11 protein-coding genes and 1 pseudogene are annotated in these 14,151 nt (G+C 46.5%); 1 reads left to right on the forward strand and 11 read right to left on the reverse strand.

The features are described from left to right. The 9 genes and pseudogenes from VN105_RS15425 to VN105_RS15465 form a co-directional block, all read right to left on the reverse strand. Positions 1 to 356: pseudogene (locus tag VN105_RS15425) on the reverse strand (hypothetical protein); the annotation flags it as partial. Positions 357 to 487: 131 nt separating this feature from the next. Continuing rightward, positions 488 to 1,336: an anti-sigma factor gene (locus VN105_RS15430; protein ID WP_325642422.1), complete on the reverse strand. Its 849-nt coding sequence runs from the start codon at positions 1,334 to 1,336 to the stop codon at positions 488 to 490. Between the two features lie 15 nt (positions 1,337 to 1,351). After that, positions 1,352 to 1,900: an RNA polymerase sigma factor gene (locus tag VN105_RS15435; RefSeq protein WP_325642423.1), complete on the reverse strand. Its 549-nt coding sequence runs from the start codon at positions 1,898 to 1,900 to the stop codon at positions 1,352 to 1,354. A gap of 176 nt (positions 1,901 to 2,076) precedes the next feature. Next, on the reverse strand, positions 2,077 to 2,940 hold the full coding sequence (locus VN105_RS15440) for an anti-sigma factor (protein ID WP_325642424.1): 864 nt from the start codon (positions 2,938 to 2,940) through the stop codon (positions 2,077 to 2,079). 66 nt (positions 2,941 to 3,006) lie between these two features. After that, positions 3,007 to 3,531, reverse strand: coding sequence for an RNA polymerase sigma factor (locus tag VN105_RS15445; RefSeq protein WP_325642425.1), 525 nt, complete (start codon positions 3,529 to 3,531; stop codon positions 3,007 to 3,009). Between the two features lie 99 nt (positions 3,532 to 3,630). Next, positions 3,631 to 4,209, reverse strand: coding sequence for a peptide deformylase (gene def, locus VN105_RS15450; protein ID WP_079470503.1), 579 nt, complete (start codon positions 4,207 to 4,209; stop codon positions 3,631 to 3,633). Between the two features lie 102 nt (positions 4,210 to 4,311). Then, positions 4,312 to 4,725, reverse strand: coding sequence for a Holliday junction resolvase RuvX (ruvX, locus tag VN105_RS15455; RefSeq protein WP_325642426.1), 414 nt, complete (start codon positions 4,723 to 4,725; stop codon positions 4,312 to 4,314). A gap of 21 nt (positions 4,726 to 4,746) precedes the next feature. Then, a complete protein-coding gene (locus tag VN105_RS15460; RefSeq protein WP_325642427.1) occupies positions 4,747 to 5,613 on the reverse strand; it encodes a UbiA-like polyprenyltransferase in 867 nt (288 codons plus the stop codon). A gap of 12 nt (positions 5,614 to 5,625) precedes the next feature. Further along, positions 5,626 to 6,159, reverse strand: coding sequence for an RNA methyltransferase (locus VN105_RS15465; protein ID WP_325642428.1), 534 nt, complete (start codon positions 6,157 to 6,159; stop codon positions 5,626 to 5,628). A 46-nt stretch (positions 6,160 to 6,205) separates the two neighbouring features. Between VN105_RS15465 and mutS the strand changes: the two genes are divergently transcribed. Then, complete coding sequence (mutS, locus tag VN105_RS15470; RefSeq protein WP_325642429.1) at positions 6,206 to 8,815, forward strand: DNA mismatch repair protein MutS; 2,610 nt, start codon at positions 6,206 to 6,208, stop codon at positions 8,813 to 8,815. A 68-nt stretch (positions 8,816 to 8,883) separates the two neighbouring features. On the opposite strand, the gene VN105_RS15475 is transcribed toward mutS, so the two are convergent. Both VN105_RS15475 and VN105_RS15480 read right to left on the reverse strand, forming a co-directional pair. Beyond that, the gene (locus tag VN105_RS15475; protein ID WP_325642430.1) at positions 8,884 to 10,461 is read right to left on the reverse strand and encodes a SusD/RagB family nutrient-binding outer membrane lipoprotein; all 1,578 of its coding nucleotides are present in this window, start codon (positions 10,459 to 10,461) and stop codon (positions 8,884 to 8,886) included. Positions 10,462 to 10,498: 37 nt separating this feature from the next. Further along, positions 10,499 to 13,780, reverse strand: coding sequence for a SusC/RagA family TonB-linked outer membrane protein (locus VN105_RS15480; RefSeq protein ID WP_325642431.1), 3,282 nt, complete (start codon positions 13,778 to 13,780; stop codon positions 10,499 to 10,501). Positions 13,781 to 14,151: the final 371 nt, after the last annotated feature.

The raw sequence follows: 14,151 nt of genomic DNA on the forward strand, positions 1-14,151 counted from the left end.
CCGGTCACCTTTTCATTGGATACCTCCATGGTACGACATTTCCCCTTTATTTCCTGGTGGGTTTGATTATACAGGGAAGCCTGCACCTGTGCATTTTTGCCCAGTACCTGTATATCATTCACCGCATCAAATCCTACAATATGCAGGTTTTTAAATGCGCGGTAAAAAGTGGTGTCATCTTCCACTCTTTTAATAAAGCTGTTAACGTCGAAGCCTATACGCTTTGCAGCTACAATCACTTCATCCAGGTTAACCGTCATTCCTTTATAGCGGGCTGTGTCCTGGGCGCTGAGTTGCAAACACTGTAACAGGCTGAGGGCAGCGACTCCTGCTATACATTTCCAAAATTGTGACATAGCTGCAATTTAGTAAAAAAGCGCAAAGCGGGTGTTACACAAATGCTAAAAACAGGAAGCCGCTGTAAGTAGCACTTACAACAGCTTCCTGTTTTTCTTTAAAAGGAGATAAGAAAATTTATCTCTTTTTATCAGCCGGGGATTTTTCCGGCCACATACATTTGTTCCATAGTAGGCTGCAACGCACCACCTTTTTTCTCCAGTGTAACAGCAAACATTTGTGCTTTGCCGGTTACTTTCATTTTCTGGAGGAGGCTGGCTGTATCGCCCATTTCGAACACGCCCATATCAACCGGTTTGCCATCTACGATAGCCCAGAGCTGATATTGTTTGTCGGCAGTTGGTTCCGGCAGTTTGTTAACTTTCAGATACACCTGCTGGCTTTGCGGGTTCCAGAATACGGTGGCTAATGCATCAGGGAACGCTTTGGTACCTGGCATCGGCACTTTCAGGACTTTAGGGTCCTGGATGATTTCCATGGATTCCTGCATTTGTTCTAAGCGGGTTTTGTAAAGATTGCTCTTTGACAAAATGGAGTTCTGGGATACGAGTAAAGACTGGTATTTATCTTTATACTCCTTAAATTCCTTATACCGGTTAAAGAACACATAATTCAAAATAAGGCTTCCTGCCAGCAGCACTGCGGCAGCGGCGGCAAGCCATTTCCAGGATAGGCTTTTAGTTTCTTGCATGGACACTACATTTGTTTGTTGCAGGTATTCACCGGGTACAGGTTCATTCTCCTGCAAATTGGATTCGTTATTAATTTGTGTGAATAAACGTGTTTTGATATCCCCTTCAGGAATCCTGCCCTGCAACCTGATGTATTCCTCCATATTGCGGCGGCAGCCTTCTACCTCTGCCGCTACTTCCGGGAATTGTACCATAGCGGCTTCCAGCCCGCGAATTTCTTCTTCGCTGGCCATACCTGCTATATACAGCTCAATAATTCCGGACGATATGAAATGTTGTGGGTCCACTATTGCAAAAAATATTTACTTGTTTAAAATGTTTCTCAGTTGATTAATGGCGTTGCGCATTCTTGTTTTCACGGTACCCAAAGGAATCTCCATTACCCGGGCAATTTCTTCCTGGGTACAACCTTTATAATACGCTAAATCTATCAGGGTACGCTGTTCTTTGGTGAGCTTTTCCAGGATCCGGGAAAAACCCAGGTAGTCGTTCGATGGCTGCACAGCGATGAGGCTGTCGGTTACATGTACGTCATCCGGTAAATTCCGGATTTTTTGTTCCAGCTTATGGGATTTTGACCGGAGAATATCAATGGCGGTATTCCTTGCGATATTCAGCATCCAGGTAAAAAGCCGGCCTTTCGTTTCATCGTATTGGTCCAGGTGCCACCAGATCTTCAGGAATACTTCCTGCAATACATCCCCGGCAGCACTGTTGTTGTTCAGTACCTTCACAATCACACCATACAATACCGGTGAATATTGGTCATACAGGTAACTGAATATTTTCTGATCGCGGGCTTTCAGGCCCTGCACCAGCTCAGCTTCTGTATATGTAGCCTGGTATTCCAAAAGGGATTGGATGTAATTTGATATTTAAACAGATTACACAACATGACAGAACACAACATGCGCATCATGTATTCAGCTTTCACAGATATTTTTTATAAAAGTTGTGTGTCCTGGAAAATGGTTAAAGGGGCCTGTTGAGGCAATATACTCTTTTATCATGATAAGCAAAACGGGCCTTACCTTACCAGCTTTGCCGACATGCATACCTGGTCCATACTCGGTTCAGTGCTGCCGCCTTTCTTTTCAAGCGTAATGGCAAAGCCCTGCGCTGCTGCCACGGCTTTCATTTGTTGTAATTGTTGGGATATTTCACTGCCGGTGAGAAAAACACCAGCATCTACCAGTTTCTTATTTACAATGGCCCATAGCTGGAACTGCCGGCCAGCCGGGGGTAACGGCATCAGTTGCGCCTGCAGGTATAGGGCCTGCGTTTTTTCATTCCATCCTACGGTTACCAGGTTGCCGGCATACTTTCCGCCACCGGGGATCTTCGTCCATTTAAAACCGGGATTCTCCAGCGGGTCGGCTTCACCCGCCGCCGGCGTTTCTTTTAAACGGGTCAGTGACTGCTGCTCTTTATCGGCTTCCAGCTTCTCTTTGGTAGCTATGAGCGATTCGTAACGGCTTTTATAATCGGTAGATTTCCGGAAGAAAAAGAAGTTCATAAAAATGCTGCCCAGCAGCAATACCACAATAGCGGCGGTAAGATACTTCCATAACCGGTCTTTAGATGGCTTTGCAGCCGGGAGTTGTTTCACCGGCGTTTCCCCGGCCCGTGGCTGCGGCTTCTCTTTTTTTTTGCCGTTCAGGGAGGCAGGAACGGGTGCACGCAGTTCGTCCGGCAGCAGGTCATTTCCTTCCTGCGTATTTTCCTGATGGATCACTTCCATCAGCCGTTCCCTGATACCATTGGGAGGCGCTACGCCGTAAAGCTGCACAAACCGCTCTTTGTCGTGCTGCAGGGAATCCACTGCTGCTTTGACATCGGGGTATTGTGATACGGCTGTTTCTACCTCACCCTGTTCTGCTTCCGGTAACATACCGAATACGTAGCTTTCAAGGATTCCGGACGATATGTATCGTTGTACATCCACTATCTCTTATAATTACAATTGTTTTAACAGTATTCTCAATTGTATAATAGCATTGCGCATACGGGTTTTCACGGTGCCCAATGGTATTTCAAGTGTCCTGGCTATCTCTTCCTGGGTATGCCCCTTGAAGTAAGCCATATCAATAATAATACGTTGATCTTTCTGCAACCGCTCAATCACTTTCGTTAATCCAAGATGGTCTACTGATAGATGTACCGCCAGTTGCGGTTCATACATCAATGCCACACTGTTTACATCCTGTACGCGCTGTTCCAGTTTGTGATTTTTTGAGCGAAGACTGTCAATAGCCGTGTTGCGGGTAATATTCAGCATCCATGTAAACAACCGGCCTTTTGAGGCATCATAGCGGTCAATATTCCGCCAGATCTTTACAAATACTTCCTGTAGTATATCTCCGGCTGCAGCTTCTTCACCTACTACTTTCAGGGCTACGCCGTACAATGCGGGTGAGTAGTGATCATACAGGTAAGTGAATATCTTTTCATCCCTGGCCATAAGGCCCTGAATCAATTCCACTTCAGTGTATGTTAAGGTAGCTCCCAAGTTTTGAGGATATGGATGTTATACTTTACGATACCAAAATAACAGGTTTTCTTTACATTACAAAATTATTTCCTATTTAGGAAAAGTCATCTTGTAATCCACCCGTATTTTGCCTTTTGTGATATCTTCCAACTTACTTTTCAACATCCTGCGTTTTAATGGCTTCAGATGATCGATGAATAAAACACCATCTATGTGATCATATTCATGAAGGATCACCCGGGCAGTTACGCCGGTGAAAGTTCTTTCATGCGGGGTGAAGTTTTCGTCCACATAGCTCAGGGTTACTGTTTCTGCACGGTTTACGTCTTCCCGTACCTTCGGGATGCTCAAACATCCTTCGTTGTAAGCCCAGTCTTTTCCGCCGGTTTCCACGATATGCGCGTTGATAAACACGCCCTTTACCCCTTCATCCCCGGGATAATCATTTTTTTCATCTTCTTCCAGGTTATGAATGATCTGCTCACTGTCTACCACAAACAGCCGGATCGCCTTATTTACCTGCGGGGCGGCAATGCCCACGCCGTTAGAACCATACATGGTTTCCCACATATTGGCAATCAATTCCTTCAGGTTAGGATATTCAGGAGTAATGTCTTCTGCTACCTTTCTCAATACCGGGTGCCCGTAAGCTACAATTGGCAAAATCATGTTCAAATACTTGGTTTAATCCGCAAAGATAGACAATTTCGCTTTTAAGCGGAGTTTGTATGACCCGGGATTACGCTGATTTTGGTGATTTTTTATATATTATTATATCTTATTACGAAGATATTCCTGCAATATAATAGTGGCGCTGATCTCATCAACAAGGGCCTTGTTACGGCGGTCTTTCTTTTTCAGACCGCTGTCGATCATCGCCTGGAAGGCCATTTTTGAAGTAAAACGTTCATCAACGGTAATCACAGGTATATCAGGGAAATTCTTTTTAATGATACGGATACATTCGGTTACCAGGGCTGTGGCGTCTGTAGCGTTGCCATCCAGGTTTTTGGGCTCTCCTATAATAATGGTTTCCACGGGTTCGGCAACCAGGTACTTTTTCAGGAAAGGGATCAGATCGTGCGTGGCAACGGTGGTAAGCCCGGTGGCAATCATCTGTAAAGGATCTGTTACTGCCAGTCCCGTTCTCTTTTTTCCATAATCTATTGCCATCAGACGGGCCATATATTTAACTTTATTTATCTTTTACTGAAAAACCAGCATATCAGTGATCGCAAAAACGGCAAATACCACGCTTGCAATCCCATTGGTGGTCATAAACATGATATTGATCCTGCTCAGGTCGTCCGGTTTTACCAGCAGGTGCTGGGAAACCAGCATCACCACAAATACAGCGGCCCCGATCCAGTATACCCAGTGAAAATGCCCGGTTAAACCGATGGTTACCACCAGCGCGGCAGCTATTACATGCAATAATTCGGAAAACCGCAGGGCGCCCGAAAGCCCCAGCCAGGCGGGGATAGAATTTAATTGTTGGGATTTATCAAAATCTTCATCCTGCAGGGAATAAATAATATCAAAACCGGATACCCAGCATAACACCAGGAAAGATACCAGCACCGGCAACAACGCAAAACTACCGGTAACAGCCAGGTAAGCGCCTATGGGCGCAAGGGCCAGCCCAATACCCAGCACCAGGTGGCACAAAGCGGTAAACCGCTTGGTATAACTATAGCCCAGCACCACCAGCAAAGCCACGGGCGACAGGTAAAAGCATACCGGGTTGATAAACCAGGTGGTAATAATAAACAATACCACATTGGCGATAATAAAAAACAGGGCATTTTTGGGAGATATGATACCGGCCGGTATTTCCCTTTTCGCCGTACGCGGATTAAGCTTGTCGATATCCACATCCAGCCACCGGTTAAATGCCATGGCCGCACTGCGGGCAAACACCATACATAATACTACCAGCAGGAAGGTAAGCCAGTTAAAGCTGCCGCCTCCTTTGGCAGTGGCCATGAAAAAACCGGTGAGGGCAAAAGGCATGGCAAAGATGGTGTGACTGAACTTTACCAGCGATAAATACTTGTTGACCGTAGAAATCATATAATTAATCCTTTAAGCCTGCTTCAATTTTACAAAGATATCCCAAACCACAATACCGGTGCTCACAGAAATATTTAAGGAATGCTTCATGCCCAGCTGGGGTATTTCAATACAGCCATCCGTCAGCTTCATCACTTCCGTATCCACCCCCGTTACCTCATTGCCGAAAACCAGCGCCAGCGGCTGCCCCGCGGGCGGAACAAAATTGTTCAGCATAAAACTGTTCTCCGCCTGTTCAATAGCCATCACCTTATAACCGGCCGCTTTCAACTCCTGTACCGCGCTTACGGTAGTATCAAAATACTGCCATTCCACGGTTTCGGTGGCGCCCAGCGCCGTTTTATTGATATCGCGGTGCGGCGGCACCGGCGTATAGCCGCAAAGGATGATGCCCTGTACAAGGAACGCATCCGCTGTACGGAACACCGACCCTACATTGTGCATGCTGCGTATATTATCCAGTACCAGTACAACAGGCGTTTTATCGGCAGCCTTGAACTCTTCCACCGTTTTACGGCCCAGTTCATCCATGCTTAATTTTCTCATCACCTGCAAAGATAATAGGATGAGATGAGTTTTATATATTTGCGCCATGGCAAAAAGTAAAACGGAAGAAACACCGCTCATGCAGCAACATAAGGCCATCAAGGAGAGATACCCTGATGCCGTACTGTTGTTCCGTGTTGGCGATTTTTATGAAACGTTTAATGAGGATGCAGTTATAGCCGCCCGCGTACTGGGCATTGTTTTAACCAAAAGGGCCAATGGCTCTGCCTCTTATGTTGACCTGGCAGGATTTCCCCACCACTCACTGGATACTTATCTCCATAAACTGGTAAAAGCCGGTCACCGGGTGGCCGTATGCGACCAGCTGGAAGATCCCAAAACAGTAAAAGGTATTGTAAAACGCGGCGTTACCGAAATGGTGACACCGGGTGTAGCCATCAACGATAAACTGCTGGAAAATTCCAGCAACAACTTCCTGGCGGCTGTTCACTTCAGCACAGACACCACCGGCGTGTCTTTCCTCGACATTTCCACCGGCGAATTTTTTATTGCAGAAGGCAGCACCGAATATGTGGATAAACTCCTCCAGAGCTTTCGCCCGGCAGAAGTACTGTTTGCCAAACAACAGCAAAAAAACTTCAAAGCCACTTTTGGCACCCGTTTCTATACGTATACCATGGATGAATGGATATTCACCACTACCTATGCGGAAGAAATACTGCTGAAACATTTCCAGACCCACTCCCTGAAAGGATATGGTGTAGACGGATTACCTGCCGCGATCATCGCCGCCGGCGCCACCCTGCACTACCTGAAAGATACCGAGCATCCCAACCTCCAGCATATCACCCGCATGCAGCGCATCAGCCAGGACGATTTCCTCTGGATGGACCGCTTCACAGTGCGTAACCTGGAACTGCTCAACAGCAGCGTGGAAAACGGGCATACCCTCCTGAAAGTACTGGACAACACCGTTACGCCTATGGGCGCACGCCTGCTCAAACGCTGGATGGTATTCCCTCTCCGCGATATCAAAGCTATCAACGAACGGCTGGATACCGTGGAATATTTTATCAGGGAAACAGATCTTTCCAAATCACTGGTCCATCACCTGAAACAAACCGGCGACCTGGAAAGACTCGTATCCAAAATACCCCTGAAGAAAATAAATCCCCGCGAAGTATTACAGCTGGCCCGCTCCCTCCAGCAGGTACAGGCGGTACAGGAGCTCCTGACCAACAGCAGCAGCGACTACCTCCGGCGGCTAAACGAAAAGCTGGATCACTGCGCCCCCATACTGGACCGCATTCTTAATGAAATCATGGAAAACCCGCCGGTACTGGTGAACAAGGGCGGCTGTATCAAAGATGGCATAAACGCAGAACTGGACGACCTGCGCAACATCGCCAATAAAGGAAAAGATTATCTGCTCCAGATCCAGCAGAAAGAATCCGAAGCCACCGGCATCCCTTCCCTGAAAATAGCTTTCAACAACGTATTCGGCTATTACCTGGAAGTAACCAATACCCACAAGAATAAAGTGCCCGACCGCTGGATGCGCAAGCAAACACTGGCCAACGCAGAACGTTATATCACCCCCGAACTGAAAGAGTACGAGGAAAAAATAGTAGGCGCGGAAGATAAGATCCAGGTGCTGGAAAGCAAACTGTTCGACGATCTTGTACAAAGCCTCCAGGCGTATATTAAGCCCGTGCAGGAAGATGCGCAGGTGTTTGCACGGATCGACTGCCTCCTGTGCTTTGCACAAAACGCCATGCAGAATAAATACCGCCGCCCGAATATCACGGAAGGATTTGACCTGGTAATAAAGGAAGGCCGGCACCCGGTGATCGAAAAAGGACTGCCTGCCGGTGAAACCTATGTTTCCAATGATCTGCAGCTCGACAAGGAATCCCAGCAGATCATCATTCTTACGGGTCCTAACATGTCCGGTAAATCGGCGCTGCTGCGGCAAACCGCCCTCATTACACTGATGGCGCACATGGGCAGCTTTGTACCCGCCACCAGTGCGGATATTGGCTTAACCGACAAAATATTCACCCGTGTAGGCGCGTCCGATAACCTGAGCGGCGGCGAATCCACCTTCATGGTGGAAATGAACGAAACCGCCAGTATCATCAACAGCATCACAGCGCGCAGCCTGGTGATACTTGATGAAATAGGCCGCGGCACCAGCACCTACGACGGCATCTCCATTGCCTGGAGCATCGTGGAATACCTGCACGATATGACGGCGCACCGGCCCAAAACACTGTTCGCCACCCACTATCATGAACTGAATGAACTGGAAAACAAACACACACGTGTAAAGAATTTCCATATCACCAATATGGAGTCCGGCAATAAGATCATTTTCCTTCGTAAACTGGCCAGCGGGGGAAGTCGCCACAGCTTTGGTATCCACGTGGCCCGTATGGCAGGCATGCCGCCTGAACTGATCAACCGCGCCAATGAAGTGCTGGCTAATCTCGAAGAAAAACACATTGAAGCGCCATTACAGAAAAATATCAAACAGATCAGTACTCCTTCACAAAAACTACAACTGAATATTTTTGATGCGCACAGCGATGTATTCCAGCAGATCCGGGAGAAGCTTGATACAGTAGATATCAACCGGCTTACACCGGTGGAAGCGTTGCTGAAGCTGAGCGAGATTAAGAATATGATCGGCTAAATATCTTCATAAAAAAAGTCCCGGAAAAACCGGGACTTTTTTTATTGTAAACAGGATATGACTGGCACTTAACGTACGTCCCAGAAAATTTTGATATTGGATTTGTCTTTTGCAGCCACTTTCGCGTAATTATCCCCGTTGTATATCTGTTCCGTTGAGGGATATAGTAAACGTGTTGGCGGTGTGGTGGAACCCGAAGAGGTGCCGGTGGCAAAAGGTAATGCAGGATAACCGGTACGCCTTACTTCTGTCCATGCCTCACCTGCCTGCAGGATGAAGAAGTTCACCCATTTCTGTGTCCAGATCTTCGCAAGTTTCTGCTGGGTAGTGCCGGTATAAGTAATAGCCGGCTTCGCAATGAAGTTGCTGATAACAGCATCTGACGGCGTAGGCAGTATAGGCCACACACCTGCACTGAATACTGCCGACTGGTTAATGCTGTAGTAAAACCCAACCGACTGCACAATACCATTTTCGTAATCTGTTTGCGGAGCGCCTATTCCCCATCTTTCGCCGGCTTCCGCTTTCAGGAAGCTTACTTCAGATGCAGTGAATATTACACCGGGTACATTGTAATTATTAAAGAAGGTTGCAGTATCATAAGTTGCATAACCTAAATTCTCATAATCGGTAGCGGTACCGTTGGAAGGGAACCCTTTCATTCCATGGGTTTTGCCGGCATCCCAATAAACATCCGTGCGGGGATCGCTGTTGATAGCCATCACAGTATCGAGCAGGAATGCAGGTGCAAACGGACTACCTGTTAATGCACTTTGCAAATCGCTTTTTAAAGTAGGCGAACTCATTTTAATCAGCACATTCTGGGAGTTCTCACTCACCAAAGGATATTTGGATGGATTGCCAAGCATAGCCGTTACCGCTGTTTTGGCGTTAGCTTCCTTCACATAGGAAGTATGCATTAACAACCGGAGACGCAGGGAATTTGTATAACGTCTCCAGGCGGTAAGGTCGCCATTCAGCATAAAATCAGCTTTCTGGAAGGCTGCCTGTGTTTCAACGGAGATCGCAGCTGTTTCAAAATAGCTGTTCAGGTTGTCCAGTCCGGCGATCAGTGTATCATATGTAGCCGCTGCATCGTCAAAAGCAGCAGGTATTACCACGCGGTCTGTATTGAGAGAACCCGCTTTGCTAAAAGGAATATCTCCCCAGAGATCTATCATTTGTGCAGCCTGGTCGTACAATACTACTTTGGCGCAATTCAGGAAAATCAACTGATCCGCCTGCTGGGCCGGTGTTAACTTACTGAATGTGGTTTCCATTTCCCGGTAATTGGCCATAATACCAGGGCCCACATAGTTCAGGTCATTATCATCGCTCTTACTACCTGCATAAAAATCTATCCAGCGGTTCTCTGTATAGGCAGGCGTGGGAATATACATTTTAATAGAGGGCGAAAGAGCGGTTGTTTGCGCAAATGCAGCAGTGGTAGGCAGTATGAAGGTAGCGTAATCCCAGTAAGACGGGCGCATACGTTTGTTCATGTACATACCGCTGAGCAGTTTGCTCATAGAGCCGGTAGTAGTTAACTCCGGGTTCGGGTAATCGTCTGCAATTTGTTTTTTACAGGCGCTGAAAGTAGCTACCAGTAAAATAAGCAGTGAAGTATTTATTAAGAAACGTTTCATTTTAATCTGTTAAGTTCGTTTACAAATCAGTATACTGCTAGAAACGGGCACGCAAGCTGGCTCCCAAACTTCTTGTAGGTCCAACGGTACCACCGTCAATCCCCTGGCTAAACCATTGGGAACCTACTGCTACTTCCGGATCTAAGCCTTTAGGCAGTGTTTTCCAGATATAGAACAGGTTTCTGCCTATCAGTGAAAACTGCAGCCCCTGGAAGTGTAATTTCTCAACAATGCTTTTAGGCATATTATAAGTAAGGGTTACTTCACGAAGTTTGATGTAGCTGTTTTTCATTACTGCATTTTCGTACAGGCCATTGGTTTGCCAATCGTACTGGCTCATGTAGTATTGCGCGGCAGTAATTACTTTTTCGTTCTTTTTTCCGTCGGCGGTTACTCCCGGCAGGATTACGCCATCATGATGTGCGCCATTGGGGTTAACCACCAGGTTACCGCTGGCATAGTCAATGGCATCGTAGGCAATACCACCGTGAGCGGCATCCCTGTACTGCAGCGTACTGTTAAACATACCTGCACCAACCTGGTAATAATAAGGAATAGATACCAGGTCGCCGCCTAAACGGTAATCCATTGTAAAGTCGAGCGTAAAGTTTTTATAGCGGAGTGAGTTGGAAAAACCGCCCACTACCTTTGGCATAATGTTACCTGCTAATTCCCATGCACCGGTATTAGCGGTATAAATACCATCCGCATTTACCAGGTAGTTGCCATTGGCGTCTTTGTCGCGCGGATGCACATAAATATTGCCCAGTGCGTCGCCTACGTTGGATTGCAGCAGCAGGTAACCGCCGTCATAACTTTGCATGGTAAGCGTTGTCATACCGTCTCTCAGGGCAGTCAGCTTATTCTTATTGATAGCAAAGTTAAAGCGGGTGGTCCAGTTGAAATTTTTAGTAGCTACCGGGTTGGCATTGATAGCTGCTTCAAAACCATAGTTGCTCAGGTCTCCTGCATTCATCAGCTGTGATGTAGCGCCGGAGGACGCCGGGGTGCTCATGGTGAGGATCTGATCCATTACTTTGTTATTATAGTAACTGAAATCCACCCCAATTTTATTCTTCAGGAACCTTGCTTCAAAACCAACTTCTGTTTCCCTTTTCTTCTCTGATCTCAGCTCTTCATTACCAAAGCGATCGGGGTTGGTTTGCTGATAAGGAACGTTATTCTTACTCAGGGTAACTGTGTAAGGATTGTAGGCAACATTGGCCTGATACATGTTAGGATGGTTACCCACCAGGCCGTAAGACGCCCTGAACTTGGCATAATCCACAAAAGAAGGCAGCTCTACCACTTCCGACAGCAGGAAACCTGCATTCACGGATGGATAAAAGTATTTATTATTTTTTACCGGCAAAGTAGAAGTAGACTCATACCGGCCGGTTCCTTCCAGGAACAGGAATCCTTTATAGGCCAGGTTGATCATACCAAAACCGGCTACATCGATCTGTTCTGCACGAACGCCGGTTGCGTATAAAGGATCAGCGGAATTGGCCAGGCTGAACCAGTTTTCGTCCATCAACCCACCTTTTGTTTGTGTGAATTGATTTTTGTATTTCTGCTTACGGCCGGTAACACCGCCAGTGAATGACATGTCAAAATCCTTTGCCACTTTAGGGTTGTAGATTAACATCGCATCTCCATAAAAGGAATTATTATTCCGGGTGTTGAGTGCGTACTGACCGGTAAATCCATAAACACCCGGCTTGGTGTTGTATTGCTGATCCGTAGTGGTAACGTTAGTGAAATCACCACCAACACGGCCTCTGAAACGCAGGCTGTTAAGGATGCTTACATTCAGGGTAGCGTTGTTGATGAAGCGGTTCTGTGTTTCATCATACCTGTTGCGCAGGTTATTCCACAGGTAATCCATCAGGTTGGTAGCCCTGAAACGGTAGGCCATTTTCTCATCCTGGTCATACTGGTTATTGTCTGCGGCTACGTACTTGTAACCGTTGCTGGTCTGGTATTTATTAAAGAATGTATTCATGTCGTCGAAGCGGCTGAAGAAGCCGTCGAACGACCCGAATATATTGCTCATCACATTCGCACGGTTGTGAACAAAGGTATTATTATAGGTAGATACCAGGTCTACGCTCACCTTATCGCTCAGCTTTAATGTACCATTGAAGTTGAAGTTATTTTTATAGAGATTACTTCCCGGCATAATGCTCTTATAATCTACACGATTGTAAGAAAACCGGAAGCTGCCTTTATCGCTTGCATTGGAGATAGCTACGTTGGCAGCAGAGTTATAACCGGTTTGGAAGAAATCTTTGTAATTGTCTTTCTGTGCCACGTATTTGCGGGTAGTACCGTCCCAGTATTTTACATCGCGGCCATCGAATTTTGGACCAAACTGGTCATAGGCCCTGTAGTAAGGGTGCATAGCGCCATCTGGGTCGGTGATCCAGCCATCGGGCGTAGCGCCTACTGACAGGTTGGTAGCCGGATCATAGCCCGGGCCGTACTCATTCTGGTAATCAGGCGTAGCGGCCAGCTTTTCCTGGTTGTAAACATAGTTAACATCCACATTCAGACCACGGCCTTTCGCGCCTTTCTTGGTGGTGATCACTACTACACCGTTAGTGGCTTCAGAGCCATACAAGGCAGAAGCGCTCGCACCTTTCAGGATGGTAAGCGTTTCAATATCTTCCGGGTTGATGTCCAGGGCACCATTTCCTTCAATCCTGGAATTGCTGGTGCCGAAAGTGTTCGTAGTGGGATCATTGAAGTTTCTCAGCGGCACACCGTCCACTACATACAGGGGCTGTGTGCTGAGACTCACGGAAGATACACCTCTTACCTGAACAGAAACCCCGCTGGCAGCGCCTCCGGGGGCAGATACGATTTTCACACCGGCGGCCTTACCATACAAAGCAGAAGCAAAGTTGGTGCTTCCGCTTTCGGTAAGCTCTTTTGAACTTACGGTACTAACAGCGTAGCCCAGTGCCTTGGCTTCTCTCTTAATACCCATAGCGGTAACCACTACTTCGTTCAGGTTCTTGTTGTCTTCTTTTAATACGATGTTTAATGCAGACTGTCCGTTAACAGCTACTTCCTGGTTGATAAATCCGATGTAGGAAAAAACGAGGCTGGCGCCATCTGCTACCTGGATTTTAAAATTTCCATCCGGGCCGGTTGTAGCTCCGTTGGAGGCGTTTTTCTCTTTTACGGTAACACCGGGTAAAGGCGTTCCTTTTGTGTCCTTAACGGTTCCCGTAACAGCTTTCTTATCCTGCGCCCAGGCAGTGATACAGCAGCATAAGAAAAGCAACGTGGTGAGAAGAAGTGATCTTCGCATAGCTTCCTTTTGGTTTAGTGAATTATAACAAGTGAATCAGACACATAAGCAAAAAAGACACGAAAGTCCCGTTACCATAAACATACCTGCATTGCACAGGAGTTATGATGGTAATCACGTGGTTTCCGTTCTTAAAAATAAAATGGAACTACTCCATTGAAATTAATTGTTATTCTGACATCATAGCTGTGATAAAACGTTTTAGCTACACCACATAAAAAAAACCTGTAGACCACTCTCACTTTTCATTTTCGCTACAAGGTTTGGCTGATTTATCTGAATAATGGTTTCAAACTTAGGGATAATTATGAGAAGTGCAAAGAAGATTTAACAATTTTTTTATTTATCGTTAACAGCTCGTTAAGAAAGAG

It is taken from the genome of Chitinophaga sp. (assembly GCF_035564935.1).
GTDB lineage: Bacteria > Bacteroidota > Bacteroidia > Chitinophagales > Chitinophagaceae > Chitinophaga.

Bases quoted from the DNA above. Each gene is read 5' to 3' on its own strand.
- ruvX (WP_325642426.1), bottom strand. From the start codon at position 4,725: ATGGCCCGTCTGATGGCAATAGATTATGGAAAAAAGAGAACGGGACTG.
- VN105_RS15475 (WP_325642430.1), bottom strand. From the start codon at position 10,461: ATGAAACGTTTCTTAATAAATACTTCACTGCTTATTTTACTGGTAGCT.
- VN105_RS15440 (WP_325642424.1), bottom strand. From the start codon at position 2,940: ATGTTACCGGAAGCAGAACAGGGTGAGGTAGAAACAGCCGTATCACAA.
- VN105_RS15480 (WP_325642431.1), bottom strand. From the start codon at position 13,780: ATGCGAAGATCACTTCTTCTCACCACGTTGCTTTTCTTATGCTGCTGT.
- VN105_RS15460 (WP_325642427.1), bottom strand. From the start codon at position 5,613: ATGATTTCTACGGTCAACAAGTATTTATCGCTGGTAAAGTTCAGTCAC.
- mutS (WP_325642429.1), top strand. From the start codon at position 6,206: ATGGCAAAAAGTAAAACGGAAGAAACACCGCTCATGCAGCAACATAAG.
- VN105_RS15465 (WP_325642428.1), bottom strand. From the start codon at position 6,159: ATGAGAAAATTAAGCATGGATGAACTGGGCCGTAAAACGGTGGAAGAG.
- def (WP_079470503.1), bottom strand. From the start codon at position 4,209: ATGATTTTGCCAATTGTAGCTTACGGGCACCCGGTATTGAGAAAGGTA.